The sequence below is a fragment of the Sphingomonas sp. NPDC092440 genome (genome assembly GCF_044754985.1).
Taxonomy (GTDB): domain Bacteria; phylum Pseudomonadota; class Alphaproteobacteria; order Sphingomonadales; family Sphingomonadaceae; genus Sphingomonas.
Genome location: NZ_JBIVQA010000003.1, coordinates 278,479 through 294,255 on the forward strand (window position 1 = coordinate 278,479; position 15,777 = coordinate 294,255).

General features: G+C 67.2%; 19 protein-coding genes. 13 read left to right on the forward strand and 6 right to left on the reverse strand.

The features are described from left to right. The first annotated feature begins 3 nt into the window (after positions 1–3). From rimM to ACIQCS_RS06765, 6 genes are all read left to right on the forward strand, one after another. The gene (rimM, locus tag ACIQCS_RS06740; protein ID WP_280278614.1) at positions 4–495 is read left to right on the forward strand and encodes a ribosome maturation factor RimM; all 492 of its coding nucleotides are present in this window, start codon (positions 4–6) and stop codon (positions 493–495) included. Continuing rightward, positions 492–1,217 carry a metallophosphoesterase family protein gene (locus ACIQCS_RS06745; RefSeq protein WP_345851263.1) on the forward strand — a complete coding sequence of 242 codons (726 nt, stop codon included), beginning with the start codon at positions 492–494 and terminating at the stop codon, positions 1,215–1,217. The genes rimM and ACIQCS_RS06745 overlap by 4 nt, the downstream gene beginning before the upstream one ends. Before the next feature lie 75 nt (positions 1,218–1,292). Continuing rightward, positions 1,293–1,589, forward strand: a complete 297-nt coding sequence (locus ACIQCS_RS06750; RefSeq protein WP_345851264.1) for a hypothetical protein — start codon at positions 1,293–1,295, stop codon at positions 1,587–1,589. A 40-nt stretch (positions 1,590–1,629) separates the two neighbouring features. Beyond that, positions 1,630–3,147, forward strand: coding sequence for a serine hydrolase domain-containing protein (locus tag ACIQCS_RS06755; protein ID WP_345851265.1), 1,518 nt, complete (start codon positions 1,630–1,632; stop codon positions 3,145–3,147). A 59-nt stretch (positions 3,148–3,206) separates the two neighbouring features. Then, positions 3,207–3,785 (forward strand): hypothetical protein, encoded by a 579-nt coding sequence (locus tag ACIQCS_RS06760; RefSeq protein ID WP_345851267.1) that lies wholly within the window; start codon positions 3,207–3,209, stop codon positions 3,783–3,785. A 6-nt stretch (positions 3,786–3,791) separates the two neighbouring features. Further along, a complete protein-coding gene (locus ACIQCS_RS06765) occupies positions 3,792–4,619 on the forward strand; it encodes a TIGR04222 domain-containing membrane protein (protein WP_345851268.1) in 828 nt (275 codons plus the stop codon). A 53-nt stretch (positions 4,620–4,672) separates the two neighbouring features. On the opposite strand, the gene ACIQCS_RS06770 is transcribed toward ACIQCS_RS06765, so the two are convergent. The 3 genes from ACIQCS_RS06770 to ACIQCS_RS06780 all read right to left on the reverse strand — a co-directional run bounded on the left by ACIQCS_RS06770 (position 4,673) and on the right by ACIQCS_RS06780 (position 7,242). Then, positions 4,673–5,581: a hypothetical protein gene (locus ACIQCS_RS06770; RefSeq protein ID WP_345851270.1), complete on the reverse strand. Its 909-nt coding sequence runs from the start codon at positions 5,579–5,581 to the stop codon at positions 4,673–4,675. Next, positions 5,578–6,225 carry a hypothetical protein gene (locus tag ACIQCS_RS06775; RefSeq protein WP_345851271.1) on the reverse strand — a complete coding sequence of 216 codons (648 nt, stop codon included), beginning with the start codon at positions 6,223–6,225 and terminating at the stop codon, positions 5,578–5,580. Before ACIQCS_RS06775 ends, ACIQCS_RS06770 begins: the two co-directional genes overlap by 4 nt. Positions 6,226–6,339: 114 nt before the next feature. Further along, complete coding sequence (locus ACIQCS_RS06780; RefSeq protein ID WP_345851272.1) at positions 6,340–7,242, reverse strand: NAD(P)/FAD-dependent oxidoreductase; 903 nt, start codon at positions 7,240–7,242, stop codon at positions 6,340–6,342. Between the two features lie 84 nt (positions 7,243–7,326). Here ACIQCS_RS06780 and ACIQCS_RS06785 point away from each other — a divergent pair, with 84 nt between their 5' ends. From ACIQCS_RS06785 to rplS, 4 genes are read left to right on the forward strand one after another with little or no spacing between them, the layout of a single operon-like run. Further along, entirely contained in the window at positions 7,327–7,614 is a 288-nt protein-coding gene (locus tag ACIQCS_RS06785; RefSeq protein ID WP_345851274.1) for an AbrB/MazE/SpoVT family DNA-binding domain-containing protein, read from the forward strand. Beyond that, positions 7,611–7,985, forward strand: a complete 375-nt coding sequence (locus ACIQCS_RS06790; RefSeq protein ID WP_345851275.1) for a type II toxin-antitoxin system VapC family toxin — start codon at positions 7,611–7,613, stop codon at positions 7,983–7,985. Before ACIQCS_RS06785 ends, ACIQCS_RS06790 begins: the two co-directional genes overlap by 4 nt. After that, positions 7,982–8,719, forward strand: a complete 738-nt coding sequence (gene trmD / locus ACIQCS_RS06795) for a tRNA (guanosine(37)-N1)-methyltransferase TrmD (protein ID WP_345851276.1) — start codon at positions 7,982–7,984, stop codon at positions 8,717–8,719. The genes ACIQCS_RS06790 and trmD overlap by 4 nt, the downstream gene beginning before the upstream one ends. Then, entirely contained in the window at positions 8,716–9,102 is a 387-nt protein-coding gene (rplS, locus tag ACIQCS_RS06800) for a 50S ribosomal protein L19 (protein ID WP_086129120.1), read from the forward strand. The genes trmD and rplS overlap by 4 nt, the downstream gene beginning before the upstream one ends. Positions 9,103–9,280: 178 nt before the next feature. On the opposite strand, the gene ACIQCS_RS06805 is transcribed toward rplS, so the two are convergent. Next, the gene (locus ACIQCS_RS06805) at positions 9,281–9,733 is read right to left on the reverse strand and encodes a PA2169 family four-helix-bundle protein (protein WP_345851277.1); all 453 of its coding nucleotides are present in this window, start codon (positions 9,731–9,733) and stop codon (positions 9,281–9,283) included. 84 nt (positions 9,734–9,817) lie between these two features. After that, complete coding sequence (locus ACIQCS_RS06810; RefSeq protein ID WP_280278625.1) at positions 9,818–10,195, reverse strand: VOC family protein; 378 nt, start codon at positions 10,193–10,195, stop codon at positions 9,818–9,820. Positions 10,196–10,274: 79 nt separating this feature from the next. Between ACIQCS_RS06810 and soxR the strand changes: the two genes are divergently transcribed. Together soxR and ACIQCS_RS06820 are read left to right on the forward strand one after the other, a co-directional pair. After that, the gene (gene soxR / locus ACIQCS_RS06815) at positions 10,275–10,742 is read left to right on the forward strand and encodes a redox-sensitive transcriptional activator SoxR (RefSeq protein WP_345851278.1); all 468 of its coding nucleotides are present in this window, start codon (positions 10,275–10,277) and stop codon (positions 10,740–10,742) included. A 146-nt stretch (positions 10,743–10,888) separates the two neighbouring features. Then, positions 10,889–11,752, forward strand: a complete 864-nt coding sequence (locus ACIQCS_RS06820) for an OmpA family protein (RefSeq protein ID WP_345851280.1) — start codon at positions 10,889–10,891, stop codon at positions 11,750–11,752. A gap of 84 nt (positions 11,753–11,836) precedes the next feature. On the opposite strand, the gene ACIQCS_RS06825 is transcribed toward ACIQCS_RS06820, so the two are convergent. Continuing rightward, positions 11,837–13,327 carry a S41 family peptidase gene (locus ACIQCS_RS06825; protein ID WP_345851281.1) on the reverse strand — a complete coding sequence of 497 codons (1,491 nt, stop codon included), beginning with the start codon at positions 13,325–13,327 and terminating at the stop codon, positions 11,837–11,839. Between the two features lie 195 nt (positions 13,328–13,522). On the opposite strand from ACIQCS_RS06825, the gene ACIQCS_RS06830 reads away from it, so the two are divergent. After that, positions 13,523–15,745, forward strand: coding sequence for a S9 family peptidase (locus ACIQCS_RS06830; RefSeq protein WP_345851283.1), 2,223 nt, complete (start codon positions 13,523–13,525; stop codon positions 15,743–15,745). The last annotated feature ends 32 nt before the right edge of the window (positions 15,746–15,777 follow it).

Consider the following 15,777-nt stretch of genomic DNA (forward strand, 5'->3'; position numbering starts at 1 on the left):
GCTTTGTCCGGTGATCAGCCCGTTACGCTCGCCGTCATCATCGGCGCGCACGGCGTGACGGGCGAGGTCCGCCTGAAGGTCTTCGCCGAGGACCTGTCGACGCACCGCCGGTTCAATGGCGGTGCGCTGACGCTCAAATCGGTGCGCGGCGGGCCGAACGGCACGATCGCGCGCTTCGCCGAAGTGGCCGACCGCAATGCGGCGGAGGCCCTGCGCGGGACCGAGCTCAGCGTCCCGCGCTCGGCGCTGCCCCCGCTCGGCGAGGGCGAATATTATCATGTCGACCTGCTGGGGCTCCCCGCCGTCTCCGACGAGGGCGCGGCGTTGGGCAAGGTCGTGGCGATCGACAATTTCGGCGCGGGCGACGTGCTCGAGATCGAGCGGCCGGCCGACGAGAGCGGCAAGGCCAAGCGCTTCATGGTGCCGATGATCCCCGCCGCCGTGCCCGAATGGGATGCCGAGCGGCTGGTGGTGAGCGCCGCCTTCGTCGAATGACGCGGACCGCGGTCCTTTCCGACATCCACGGCAATCTGCCGGCCCTGATCGCAGTCGTCGCCGATGCCCGGGCGCGGGGCTGCACGCGCTTCCTCAATTTGGGCGACATTCTCTCGGGCCCGCTCTGGCCGGCCGAGACCGCCGAATGGCTGATGGCGCGCGACTGGCCGACCATCGCCGGCAATCACGAGCGGCAGGTGCTCACCGATCCTCCCGGGCGGATGAACGCCTCCGACCGCTTCACCAGGGCCGCGCTGGGTCCGGAGGCGCTGGCCTGGCTGGCGGGGCTGCCCGCGACGCTGGCGCTGGATGGCATGTTCCTGTGCCATGGCACGCCGGCCAGCGATGTCGCGCCGCTCACCGAGACGCTGGAGGGAGCGCGCCTGCGCGCCGCGAGCGAAGCCGAGCTCGCCGGGCGGCTGGCGGGGCGCGGGGAGGGGCGCGTCCTGTGCGGCCACACCCATGTTCCGCGCCTGCTGACGCTTCCCGGCGGGCGCCGGGTGCTCAATCCGGGCAGCGTCGGGCTCCAGGCCTATGACGACGATCATCCCCGGCCCTATCGCGTGGAGAATGGCGACCCGCTCGCCCGCTATGCGGTGATCCATGGGAAGGATATCGGGCTCCACGCCGTCGCCTATGACCATCGCGCCGCCGCGCGAAAGGCGCAAGCGGAAGGGCGCCCGGACTGGGCGATCGCACTCGCCACCGGGCGGATGGGCTGAAGGTCCGCACTTCTGCACCGAATGCTCACGCGAACTTGATTGGCTGCACGCGGGCCCGGGCGGCATCCTGCGATCATGACATGGATCGCCTGGTATCTCGGCTACGCTGCGCTCGCCTCGGGCCTATGGGCCGCGGCGGCCTTCTTCTTCCGGCTGGGGCATGCCGGCCGCTTGCTGACCACTGCCGTGTTGCCGACGCTGATCGCGGGGATCGCCACCTGGTACGGCCTTTCCGACTCGCGTGCCGAATGGCCGCCCGAATGGGCGCTGATTTTCCTGGTCCTCTGCATCGGCAGTGGAGCGAGTGCGGCAATCGTCGGGCTGCTGGCCTGGTTCATGCTCGAGGAATGGTTCGGCTGGCGCGCCCGCTAGGGGCCGGTTATCCTCCCCGTGAAGTTGGGGGATGCATGTAATGAACTGGCGCCGTACCACGCTTGCCGCAACGCTATGCTGCTTCGCCATGCCGGCCGCCGCGCAGACGACGGAAGCGGCGCTCAAGCCCCGGTTCGACGCGATCGACCGCCAGTTCGAGGCTTTCCAGCGCGACACGCCCACGCCGGGCCTGGTCTATGGACTGGTCGCGGAAGGGCGCCTCGTCCATGTCCGCGGCTTCGGCGTGCAGGACCTGGCGGAGAAGCGCCCGGTCACCGCCGACACGCTGTTCCGCATCGCTTCGATGACCAAGGCCTTCACGGCGCTGTCGATCCTGTCGCTCCGCGATGCCGGCAAGCTCTCGCTCGACGACTTCGCCGAGAAATACGTCCCCGAGATGCGTGGCTGGAAATATCCGACCACGGACAGCCCTCATATCCGGATCCGGGACCTGCTCTCCCATGTTGCGGGCTTCGTCACCGACGATCCCTGGGGAGACCGGCAGACGCCGATGCCCGAGGCCGAGTTCGCGAAGCTGCTCCGCGCCGGCGTTCCGTTCAGCCGCGTGCCGGAGACCGCGCACGAATATTCGAACTTCGGCTATGCGCTGCTGGGCCGGATCGTCGCCAATGCGTCCGGCATGCCCTATCGCACCTATGTCGAGCGCACGATCCTCAAGCCGCTGGGCATGGGCTCGAGCGGCTTCGAAGTGTCCGAGTGGCCGATCGTGCGTCGTGCGATCGGCTATCGCTTCGAGGACGGCGCATGGCGCGAGGAGCCGACCATGCGCAACGGCGCCTTCGGCCCGATGGGCGGGCTGCAGGTGAGCGCCAATGACTATGGCAAGTGGATCGCCTTCCTGCTTTCGGCATGGCCGCCCCGCGACGGGCTGGATGCCGGGCCGGTCAAGCGCGCCACGGTGCGCGAGCTGGCGCAGGGGCTGAACTTCATGCGCGTGGCTCCGCGCATGGGCACCGTCGCCAAGGACGACTGCATGCAGGCCGCCGCCTATGGCAAGGGCTTGCGCGTCTCGCAGGATTGCCAGCTCGGGCTGATGCTGCATCATGGCGGCGGCTATCCCGGCTATGGCTCGCACATGCTGCTGCTGCCCGAGGCGGGCATCGGCATCTTCGTCTTCACCAACCGCACCTATACCGGTGCCGCGGGCACGGCCTGGGACGCGATGTTCGCGCTCGACAAGGCGGGAGTGCTCCAGTTCGCCGAGCCGCCGGCGACCCCGGAACAGGTTGCGGCCCAGGAGACCGCGCGCGCCATCTATGCGGCGGGCGACGTCTCCGTCGCGGGCTCCGCCCTGGCGATGAACTTCCTGATGGACCGTTCGGCCGAAGGATGGCGCAGCGATCTCGCGGGTCTGCGGGCGCAGCTGGGCGCGTGCACGGGCAAGGCCGAGCCGCTGTTTCCGAACGGCGCGCTCTCCGTCGCCTTTCGCTGGCACTGCGACAAGGGGCTGCTCGACGGCACGGTGCTGCTGGCGCCGACCCGGCCGGCTACCATCCAGGCCTTGCGCTTCCGGCCGAAACCCGCCGCGAAGCCGTGAGCAGGCGACGCGATCGGGGTGCTTGACATTTTAAACCTACTATGTTAGTGGGAATTCAGATGAGCAAGGCCCCCGGTCTGTCTCGAACCGCTACCGGACACCCGGTCTGGACGGCGCTTTCCCACTACACCATCGGTCCCGAGGATGCGGAGCTGAGCTTCGCGGCGCGGCTGGCGCGCGAGAATGGCTGGACCGGCGCCGAGGCCGAGCGCGTGATCGAGGAATATAAGCGCTTCTGCTTCCTCGCGGTCACCGCCGAACATCCGGTCACGCCGTCGGACCAGGTCGACCAGGCCTGGCACCTGCACCTCACCTATAGCCGTGATTACTGGGAGCGCTTCTGTCCCGAAGTGCTCGGCCGCGCGCTCCATCATGGCCCCACCGCCGGCGGACGTGCGGAGGGGCATCGCTATTTCACCCAATATGCCGAGACGCTGCGCAGCTACGAGCAGGTCTTCGGCACGCCGCCCGCGGATCTGTGGCCCGACGCGGGGCGGCGACTGCTCGAGGACCACAAGGCGCGCCGCGTGCATCCGCGCGACGCATTCATCATACCCCGGAGGCCATTCCGGACCGCGCTGCCGATCCTGTTCGCGGTGCTCTCCGCCCTGGTCCTGGGGTATTTCCTGAGGAGCTAGGACCTTATGTCGCTCGGACCCTTCGATCTCACCGGCGGGCCGTTTCTCATCCTCTATGGCGGGCTGCTGATCCTCACCATCATCGCCGGCTTCACCATCCCGCGCTGGCTTCGGCCCGAAGGCCGTACCCCGCGCCGCATCGATACCGACGATCTCGCCTGGCTGGCCGGCGGCGGCACGCGCCTTGCCGAGACGGTTGCCGCCCGGCTGCTCTCGACCCGCCAGCTGGCGATGGCGGGCAAGAACAAGTTCACGCCCAGCCAGTTCGGCGGCGGCACTCCGGTCGAGCGCAGCGTGCTCGCGCTGCCCGACGGGGCGAGCTGGGACCGGGTCGCCGGCGCCGTGGGCAAGCATGGCGAGGGCATCCGCGAACGGCTGGTCGATGCCGGGCTGCTGATGGACGGGTGGAACGCGCTGCAGATGCGCTTCTTCCAGACGCTGCCCTACTTCCTGCTGCTCGGCTTCGGCTATACCAAGCTGCTGGTCGGCGAGGCGCGAGGCAAGCCGGTCGGCTACCTCACCGCTCTGCTGGTGGTCACCGGGATCCTCGCGCTGATCCGCTTCGCCGCGCTCGATCGCCGGACGCGCGCGGGGCAGGAAGCGCTCGCCGAGGCGCGCATGCGGAGCGAAAGGCTCCGCCGGGCTCCTGCCGGCGGCGAGACCGATCTCGCGGTGGCCCTGTTCGGCACGGTGGTGCTGGTCGGCTCGGACTGGGGCGGCTTTCACCAGATGCGTGCGGCGAGCTCGGGGGGCGATAGCGGTAGCGGCGGCAGCGGTTGCGGCAGCGGCGGTAGTGGCTGCGGCGGCGGTGGCTGCGGCGGTTGCGGGAGCTGAGCGCGCGGGGAAGGAGGCCGGGCGATCCGCGGGGATCGCCCGGCCTCTTCACGTCAGGGCAGGGTGGCGCCCGATCTGACGTCGATCACCTTGTCGCGCCGATAGGCGAGGACCCCGTCGATCGGCATCACCCGATCGATCTCCAGGCCCAGATAATTGGGCACGCGGCGGCCGGCATGCAGCTCTGCCGGGACGATCGTGTAGCTGGCCAGGCGCGGATCGATCCTGTCGCCCGCTGCCGGGAGCCGCCAGCTGACGCTGGTCACCGCTTCCGGCAGGTCGATCGTCGTGCGGGGCAGGGGCTTGCCCGCCGCCCTGGCCTTGCCGCGTTCCACATCGAACATGAGGATCATCGTGCCGATATCGGTGATCTGGCCCGGCTTCGCTTCGAATTCGAACGTGCCCATGCACATGCAGATGCCGATATGGCTGCCGTCGCCGGCGGTCATGATCGGTCCGTAAAAGGCGTAGCGGCCCGGACGGACGCCCTGGATATAGATGGAAGCCGCGGTCTTGGAGAAGCGGTTGGCCGGGCCGAACGAGATCAGGTTCTCCACGTCGATCGGCGTGAAGGCGAGGTTCGCGTCGTTGGGCTCGACCGGTTCGGGGCCCGGCGGGCGGATCGCCGGCCGCCCGTTGCGGGCATCCTTGAGATAGGCGTCGCGATTCTTGGTCCAGGTGGCGTGCCTACGCTCCCATTTGGCATGGGCCTTTACCAACGCCGCCGCGCGGCGGGCCTTGTAGTCGGCCAGGTTCGCTTCGTCGGCGATGCGGATGAACGAGAAGGATGCCGCGTCCGCGTTGCGCACGGCGATATAGGCAGTCGCCGGATCGAGCGCGATCTCGGGCTTGTCCTTCACATGGCCGAGTCCCTGGGGCGGCGCGGCGGTCTGGGCCAGCGCGGCGGCGGGGGCGAGGGCGGCCGCCGCCAGCGCGGCGGCGAAGAGGAGGCGCTTGCTCATCGGCCGAGAGCCTCCCCCTTGGGCGCGATCACCGAGGCGATCTTGGCCTGCTGTTTCAGGAACGCCTGGCGCTTGCCTTCCTCGATGCTGCCGAAACCTTCCTCGAAGTTGAATTCCTTCCAGATGTCCTTGGCCAGGCCGTAGCGCTGATAGCCCTTGAACGACATGCAGCGGCGCATGTTGACGCGGCGCAGCGCGCGGACCTGGGCGGAGCCGAAGATCGCCACGGCCAACATATTGCCGATCGCGCCGCCGATGACGCCGCCCATCGTCCCCTGATAGGGATAGGGCACCGGCGCGTAGTTGGAATAGGGGCTGGACAGCCCGCGCGCGAGCCCGTCGCAATCGCGCAGATCGGCGAGCGCTTCCTTGAAGCCGGTCTCCTCCCGGTGGAAATAATAATATTTGTCGTAGTCGTCCGCTTCGGCCGGCTCGGGCTTCCCATCGAGCGACGGCACCTGGATCGCGGCGACGTCGATCTTCTCGTCGGCATCGGGCAGGGATATGGTGGCCAGCGTGTCGTCCGCCGGGGCGGCGGCGGCGCTGCCCCTGGTTTCCGGCGTGTCGTTCCCCTGCTGCGCCATTGCCGGTACGCACCACAGCATGAGCGCGCAGGCTGCCCCGCGCGCGATCGTCGATTTCATGACATTCCCCCTATTCTCGCATGAGAATGGCGGCAGACTATCCTTGCGGCCGAACCCCCCGCAAGTAGGTGATCCCGAATAGGTTCCGAATTGGGCCGGATCCGGAACGATGCGTCAGCGCCGCATGGGGCGCTGCCCGGCGAGCAGGTTGCGGATCGCGGTGGCGGCGACACCGGCCTCGCCCATCGCATGGCTGATCTGGTCGAGCCCGCGCGCGACGTCGCCCGCGGCGAACAGGCCGGGGACCGAGGTCCGCTGATGCTCGTCCACTTCGAGGCACCCGTTCCCATCGGCTCGCGCGCCGACCTGGAGCGCCAGCCCCGAGCGGATCGTCGAGCCCAGCGCGGGATAGATGCTGTCAAAGGCCATCCGCCCGCTGGCGGTATCGAGCGCGATCCGATCGCCTTCGATCGCATGACCGCCGCACGGCCCCTCCACCCGCGCTATTCCGGCGGCGTCGAGCATTCCGGCCTCTTCGGCCGAAAGCGCATGCGCCTGGGGGGCGATCAATGTCACATCGGCGCTGTAGGCGCGCAGGAACATCGCCTCGCGCATCCCGTGCCCGCCCGTGCCGATCACCCCGATGCGCTTGTCGGTAACCTCATAACCATCGCAGATCGGACAATAGCGCAGCAGGCCCCGGGCGAGCGCCGCGTCGTGCAGCGCGGCCGGCATGTCGGGCCGGTGGTTCACCACCCCGGTGGCGAGGAGCACCGTGCGCGCCGCCAACGCGCGCGTGCCCACGCGCACGCCGAAGCCACTCCCGATGCGCCCGAGACCGGTCACCTCCGCGCCTTCGCGCACCGCGCCATGGCGCTCCGCCTGGGCCAGCATCCGCCCGAGCAGTTCCTTGCCCGATATGCCGTCCGGGAACCCCGCATGGTTGCGGGTGCAGGGGATTTGCGCCGCCCGGCTCGATCCGCAATCGAACAGCCGGATGGCCAGGTGGAACCGCGCCAGGTAGATCGCCGCGGTGAGGCCGGCAGGGCCGGCGCCGATGATGATGCAATCGTCCATCGGCGGGGCAACCGCCGGGGGCGGGGATCGTTCCTTGACCGGCAGGCAGTGTGTATATACATCTCGTATATACAGGAGGCGGCAATGGGCGAGGAATATCGCGCCAAGGTGTTCAAATCGGGTAATTCGCTGGCTCTGCGCCTTCCCAAGGCGCTGGGCCTGAAGGAAGGTGCCGAAATGCGCGTTCGGGAAGAGAGCGGTAAGTTCGTGCTCGAGCCCGCAGAGTCCCTCCCGCGCAAGGTCGACATCAGCAAATTCTGGGGCAAGGCCCCCTGGCTGAAGCCGCTGACTCGCGAGGAGCGGGAGTTTGAGAATTCGCCGCGGATTTGGGACGATCCCGATTGGCCTGGATGGCAGAAGGGCGATGCGTGAAATATCTACTCGACGCCAACATCTGCATCCTCATGCTGGCGGGCGGCTCCAAAATCCTTGCGCAGCGAATTGCCGATTGCGATGCTGGCGACCTTGGCGTTTCGGTCGTGGTATTCGCAGAGCTGGCATTGGGATCCCACCGAGGCCGGCCGCCACCGCCCGAGGTTCTCGATGGGCTGATCGAGCAGGTGGAGCTGCTGCCCTTCGATGAAGCCGCCGCTCGTGCCTATGCAAGCTTGCCGTTCCGACGCGGCAGCTTCGATCGGCTCGCTGCCGCGCACGCACTGGCGCTGGACTTGACGCTGGTGACCAGTAACGAGCGCGATTTCGCCGATATTCCCGAACTGAAGATCGAGAACTGGACCCTGTGACCTTCGCCGCAACCGTCCTGACGCTTTACCCGGAGATGTTTCCCGGCCCGCTCGGCATCTCGCTGGCGGGCAGGGGGCTGCGCGAGGGGCTGTGGAGCATGGAGACCGTCCAGATCCGCGACTTCGCGACCGACAGGCATCGCTCGGTGGACGACACGCCAGCGGGCGGCGGGGCGGGGATGGTGATGCGCGCCGACGTGGTGGCCGCCGCGCTCGACAGCATTGCCCCCGGCCGGCCGATCCTGGCGATGACGCCTCGCGGCAAGCCGCTGACCCAGGACCGCGTTCGCGCGCTGGCGGAGGGCACCGGCGCGGTGGTCCTGTGCGGCCGGTTCGAGGGGATCGACGAGCGCCTGTTCGAGGCGCGGGCGATCGAGCAGGTCTCGATCGGCGACTATATCCTCTCCGGCGGCGAGATGGCGGCGCTCACGCTTCTCGACGCTTGCATTCGCCTCATTCCCGGAGTAATGGGCGCGCCTTCCAGCGGCATGGACGAGAGCTTCGAGACGGGGCTGCTCGAATATCCGCAATATACCCGACCTGTCGAATGGGAAGGGCGCACGATCCCCGAAGTGCTGCGATCGGGGGATCATGCGAAGATCGAGGCCTGGCGACGCGCTCAGGCGGAGAATGACACACGGCTACGGAGGCCGGACCTTTGGGAGCGCCATGAGGGCGCTCGGGTCCAATCTCCCTCTGGCGCGCGGCGACGTAAACAGGACGATGTGAAATGAACCTGATCCAGACGCTCGAAGCCGAGCAGATCGCCAAGTTCAACGCGGCGAAGAAGATTCCGGAGTTCCGCCCGGGCGACACTCTCAAGGTCGGCGTGAAGGTCGTCGAAGGCGAGCGCACCCGCGTGCAGAATTATGAGGGCGTGTGCATTGCCCGCTCGAACAAGGGCATGGGCTCTTCGTTCACTGTCCGCAAGATTTCGTTCGGCGAGGGCGTCGAGCGCGTCTTCCCGCTCTATTCGCCGAACATCGACAGCATCGAAGTGGTTCGCCGCGGTGTCGTGCGTCGCGCGAAGCTCTATTATCTGCGTGGCCGCACCGGCAAGTCGGCGCGTATCGCCGAGCGCCGCGACGTCCGCACCGAGGCGGTCGCCGCCGAGTAAGCTCCGGCTTCGAAAGGTACGGGAAGGGCGCGGTGGCGATGGCTACCGCGCCCTTTTTTCATGCAAATCCGCGCCCCGCTTTCGTGGTTGGGAAAGCGGGTATGAGACGCCGTCCCGGGGCTTCGATCGTCGCCGAAACAAGGCATCCGCGCGAAGGGGCACCGCGCGCGTTCCGGGTTCAGTCCGCTGCCTGCAGCAGGTCCCGCAGCTTCCTGGCCGTGTCATGGCCTCGGAGCACCGAGGCATAGCACTCCCGGACGACGCCCATCGCGCCTGGCGACATGCGCTCGTCCGCCAGTACCCGATCGAACTCTTCCTTCAGATAGTCCTCGCCGCGCTCGATCTCGCTCAGGATCGCTTCGTCGCCGCCGCCCAGCACCCGGCGCAGATCCTCCACCCGGCGATGGATCGTCGCCGCGGTCGAGCCATATTCGGCCGGCGTGCCGCCCAGTTCGCGGCTCTTGGCCGAAAGCGCGTCGATCACGCGGCGGCGCTCCCCCGCCATGTCCGTGAAGAAGCGGGCGAAGCGGCCGGCATCGGCGTGCCTGGCCGAATGCTCATAGCCGCGCACGCTGTCGATCGTGGTGACGATCAGGTCGTCGAGCTTGGACACGTCATGATTGGTGGTCACGCTGGGCTCTCCTCGCAAATCCTTGCGGCGAAAAACCCGGCGCACCGTCCGTGGGTTTCAGGAAATTGATGGTTAGTCAGATGTTTAGGCGTAGCTGACGATCTCGAACTCGGTCCCGTCATGGTCGAGGAAATAGAAACGCCGGCCGGGATCGTAATCGGCATGGTTGAACGGGATCAGCCCGGCCTTCACCACCCGGCGCTCGATCTCGTCGAGATCGTCGACCAGGATGCCGACATGGTTGAGCGGCCGGCCCTTCTCGAAGGTCGCCTGATCGGGCGTCTCGGGCGGCGTGTAGACTGCGAGATAGGTGCGGTCGTCGCCGACATGGATGGTGCGGCCGCCGTCGCGCGCCGGGCCTTCCCAGCGAATATGCCAGTCGAACAGGTCGCCGAGCAGCTTCGCCGCGCGCTCGGGGCTGCGCACGGTCACGTTTACATGCTCGATATAGGGCTGGGACATGGATTTCCTTTCCGGTTGGATGCCATGCCGCGAGCAGCTACAACCTCAACCTAGGTTGAGGTCAAGCGGGAAAATCGAGGTGCGCGGGAACGAGCTTCTGACGATCGGCGAGTTGGCGGCGCGTACCGGCATCGCGGTGTCGGCCGTGCGCTTCTACGAAGGGAAGGGGATCGTCCATCCGATCCGCACGCGCGGCAATCAGCGCAGGTTCCTGCGCTCGGACATCCGCCGCATCTCCTTCGCGCTGATCGCCCAGCAGCTGGGTCTCACCTTGCCGCAGATCGCGGAGGAGCTGCGCAAGCTGCCCGAGGGGCGCACGCCCACCGGCGAGGATTGGGCGCGGATCAGCAGCGGCATCCGCCAGCGGATCGAAGTGCAGATGGCCCAGCTCCAGCGCACGCTCGACGATCTTGACGGCTGTATCGGCTGCGGTTGCCTGAGCCTCGGGAAGTGCGCGCTCTACAATCCGGACGACCGCGCCGGAGCGAATGGCGCCGGCCCGCGTTTCATCCTGGTGTCGCGCAAGGTGGCGCTGGGACTGGATTAGGGCAGGGCTGCCGCATCGGCTCGTCGCACGCCGCGCTCGAACCATCCGCTCGGCCCGAGGTGCCTCCGGGCTCGTTCATCTGGCGGACAGCTTTGCGCGAACACGCAAGGCACACCGGTGGGGGGCAATTTGAAGGAGGTTGCTCAATGCATGTCATTTCCAAAAAGCAGGGGGTTCGCTTCCTGGTCGCCATGCTGGCCATATCGGCATCGGGCAGCGCATATGCGCAGCAGCAGCAGAACGTGCCCGATCCCAATATTGTCGTAAACGGTCCGGCCCCGGCCGCGATGACCGAAGGGCCCGAGATCAAGGGCGTCATCACCGCGCGTTCCGGCGACAGGATGAAGGTTACCACCGCCGATGGCGCCAGCACGACCATCGCCATCACCGACATGACCCGGGTCAAGGCGGGAGGCGGCCTGTTCGGTGGCAGCAAGCTTGCCCCGAACGCGCTGCTCAACGGACTGCCGGTCACCGTCAAGACGATGCAAGCGGACGGTGTGCTGGTGGCGAGCCAGATCAGTCTTCGGAAGAACGACCTCAGGACCGCGACGATGATCCAGAGCGGAACGTCCCAGCGCTTCGAGGAACAGGCCGCGGCCACGGAGGCGCTGCGCGGCCGCATGGCGGACATCGACAAGTATAACGTCAAGAGCACGACGAACGTGCACTTCGATGTCGGCAAGACGGATATCTCCGCGCAGGACAAGGCCGAGCTCTGCACCGCCGCGAACTCGGCGGGACAGACGGAGAATGCCCTGCTGCTGGTGGTCGGCTACACGGATTCGACCGGAAGCGACGACTTCAACCAGGAGCTCAGCGAGAAGCGTGCCGGCCGCGTCATCAACTATCTGCAGCAGGTCTGCGGTTGGAAGCCGTACCGCATGCTGACTCCGACGGGCATGGCCAAGGCCGATCCGGCGGCGAGCAACGATACGCCCGAAGGCAAGGCGCAGAACCGCCGCGTCGCGGTGAACGTCCTGGTCAGCAAGAGCGTCGACGGCCTGTAAGTTGCGAGGGCCGGGAGCGGCAACGGCGCTCCCGGCCCCGAATTTGCCGCCGCGCGCGGAGGTCGCCCGGCGGGGCGATCGCTCCTAGCGCTGCCGAACGCGCGCAAGCGCCTGCTGCAGGACCAGGTCTTCCGCAGCGCCGATCGGCGGTCGCGCGATCGCGATGTCCGGGGTCACGCCGGAGACATCGTCCTTGCCGTTCGGCCGGAGGAAATGGCTTTTGGGATACGTCACCACGATCTGCGTGCCCGGCAGGGTGAAGGACTGGACGGACGCAAAGTTGGACGCCACGTCCGCAGTTTCCTCTCCGATGACCTTGCCGAAGCCATAGTCCTGAATGAGCGCGGCGACGGAGGTCGCGTTCGAATAGCTGTGCCGGTTGATCAACGCCCATACTCGTCCGTGGAAGCGGGGTTCGCCGTGCGGCTGGACGAGGGGAAGATCATATTTGTAGCGGGTGCCGTTCGGCGCACGCGCCTCCGCATCCATCTGGCCGGCGAAGGACGGATCGATCGGCGCTCCGGCCGCGCGCTGGCGGGCATAGTCCGCCTTGGTGGCGGCGCTGGCCTTCAGGGTGAAGCACGCGGTGAACCGGAAGGGCCGGGTGGCGAACCACGCGATCATCGGGTCGCTGAAGCTGTTGTCTCCGCCGGGATTGTTGCGCAGGTCGAGGATCAGGTCCGTGGCCCCGCTCGCCAGGATCTTGCGGAAGCTGTCGTCGATAAAGGCCATGAACGACGCCGCCTGGTAGGAAGGCGTGGAGCCGGCCGCCGGCTCCTCGGTGTTGAAGAACGGGCCCGGCCGGAGATAGGCGACCCCGTTTCCGAGCGGCTTGTATTCGCGGGCCGAGAATTCGGTGGCGAAGCTTCCGGTCGGATATTTCGCGGCCAGGGCGCGGCGCTGGGCAAGCGTCACCGCGGGCACGGCAAGGGTCAAGGGCCGCCCGGCGACGATCGCCGTCACTTCGATCGATGCGACCTGTCCGCGATCGAGCCACAACAGCGCGGGAAAGCTCTCCTCCATCTGCGCATGGGCCATATATGGCCGTTCCGCCGAGACATAGCTGCTCAGATGATCCAGGACTTGGTGGACGGGTTTGCCGTCGATGGCGATGATCTCGGTGCCGGCGCGCAGCTTGCCGCTGTCCTCCGCCGGCTCGGTCAGCAGGACCCGGTTGCCGTCGACGCGGATGAACAAGGGCAGCAGCGTCCCGCCCCCGTGGAGATAGGTGACGAACTCGACCACCGGGGCATCGACGCGCGCATGGCCGATCCTGCCATAGGCGACGAACTTCTGGAACATCGTCGCGACCGCGACCGAGCGCATCGGCCCCCGGATGGAGTCCCGGAGCGTCTGGTAGAGCTTGTCATATTCGGCCCTGGAGCGATGGACGTAGAGATCGAAATGCGCCTCCTGCAGCGTTTCGTAGAGAAGCTTGAGGTCGGAGCGGACAATTTCCGGCGCCACGGTCGCGGACGGGCCGGATTCCGCGGGTGCGGCGGGCGCGGCATGGGAAGCCGTCAAGGCCGGCGCGGCGAAGGCCAGGAGCATGGCGAAGGTCAGTCTGATCTGCATTTCGGCATCGTAATCAATGTCCCGCGGCCCGATCAACCGGACGCGTCCGATGTCGGCGCGAGCCGCGAACGAAATGAAACATCGCCTTGTGGTTTTATTGCCGGCGAACGCAAGATTCATGAAGTTCGCCGCGCCCCCAGGCTTTACCGCGCTGCGTTCCCCCGCAATAACGCTGCCTCAAGGAGAATGGGGTCTATGCGGAAATGGCTGGTCGGGCTTGCGATGCTGGGAGCGCCGCTGATGGCGAATGACGCCTTGGCGCAGACAAAGGGGCTCACGCTCGAGCGGGTCTTCGCCAGCCCCGATCTGAACGGGCCGCAGCCGCGCCTGGCCAAGCTCTCGCCCGACGGCAAGTTCCTGACGCTCCTGCGCAACCGCGCCGAGGAGAAGGAACGGTTCGACCTGTGGGCGATGGACACGCGCACCGGCGAATGGCGGATGCTCGTCGATTCGAAGAAGGTCGGCACCGGGGCCGTGCTTTCCGAGGCCGAGAAGATGCAGCGCGAGCGCGCGCGCATCGGCGGCAGCAAGGGCATCGTCGCCTATGACTGGGCGCCCGACGGCAAGTCGGTGCTCGTGCCGCTGGAAGGCGAGATCTATCGCGCCGGGCTCGACGGCAGCATCGCCAGGCTGCCCGCCAGGCCCGGCCCCAAGCTCAATGCGGAGGTCAGTCCGGCCGGCGGCTATGTGTCCTGGGTGCAGGACCAGAACCTGGTCGTGATGGGCCAGGCCGGCGGCGAACCGCGTGCCATCACCGACGATGGCCAGGGCACCGTCCATTGGGGCGAGGCCGAGTTCGTCGCGCAGGAGGAAATGGCGCGGTTCAAAGGCTATTGGTGGTCGCCGGACGACAAATATGTCGCGGTCGAGCGTTTCGACGAGGCGCCGGTGGGCATCGTCACTCGCGCCGCGATCGGTGCCGAGGGCACCCAGATCTTCCAGCAGCGCTATCCGAAGGCCGGCACGCCCAATGCGAAGGTCGCGCTCTATGTGATGGATCCGGGCGGCGGCCACAAGGTGAGCGTGGATCTCGGTGCCGATGCCGATATCTATCTTGCCCGGGTCGACTGGTCGCAGGACGGGAAGACGCTCTACGTCCAGCGCCAGAATCGCGAGCAGACCGTGCTCGACCTGCTTCAGGTCGATCCGGCCACCGGCAAGTCGACCTTGCTGTTCAGCGAGAAGGCGCGCGCCAGGAGCTGGGTGAACCTCTCCAAGGCGCTTACCCCGCTCGCCGACGGCAGCCTGCTCTGGTGGTCGGAGCGCGACGGCCATGGCCATCTCTATCGCTTCGCCAAGGGCAAGTTCGCCCAGATCACCAAGGGCGACTGGGAAGTGACTCCCGACATCGTCGGCGTGGACGAGGCCAGGGGGCGCGTCTTCTTCCTCGGCAACAAGGGCGGCGTGCTCGAGCGGCACCTCTATTCGGTCGACTATCGGAAGGGCGGGGCAGTGACGCGCCTCACCGAAGCCGGCTGGTGGAACGAAGCGGTGATGGACGATTCCGGCACGCATGCGATCGTCAAGCGCTCGAACCCGAACCAGCCCGCCCAGACCTATCTGGCGGATGCGTCGGGCAAGCGCATCGCCTGGGTGAACGAGAATGCGGTCACTGCCGCGGACCATCCCTACAATGCCTATCTCGCGGCGCATCGCGAGCGCAGCTTCGGCACGATCAAGGCGGCCGACGGCTCGGTGCTGCACTGGGAGATGATCACGCCGAAGCTGGAGCCGGGGAAGAAATACCCGGTATTCTTCCAGCATTATGGCGGCCCGCACGCGCAGCAGGTGAGCAAGGCCTGGGGTGGCGCGCTCCCGCAATATCTGGTCTCGCGCGGCTATATCTGGTTCCAGCTCGACAATCGCGGCTCGGCCAATCGCGGCGTCGATTTCGAGAGCCAGATCTGGCACGCGATGGGCTCGGTCGAGGTCGAGGACCAGGTGGCCGGCGCCAATTATCTCAAGACGCTACCCTATGTGGATGCGAACAAGGTCGTCACCTATGGCTGGTCCTATGGCGGCTATATGACGCTCAAGCTGCTGGAAAAGGCGCCGGGCGTGTTCGCCGCGGGCGTGGCCGGCGCGCCGGTGACCAAGTGGGAATTGTACGACACCCATTATACCGAGCGCTACATGGGCGATCCGAACAAGGTGCCGGAAGCCTATAAGGCCTCGGACAATATCGGCGAGGCTGCGAAGATCGCCGATCCGATGCTGCTGATCCACGGCATGGCGGACGACAATGTCGTGTTCGAGAACAGCACCGCGCTGGCGGCGACGCTGCAGCGCGCCGAGGTGCCGTTCGAGATGATGTTCTACCCCGGCCACACCCACAAGGTCGGCGGCCCGGGCATCAGCGTGCACTTGTGGAACACCATCCTCGACTTCCTGGAGCGGAAGACCGGGGCGAAGAACTAGGTCGTCTCATCGGCGGCGGCCGGGCGAGTTCG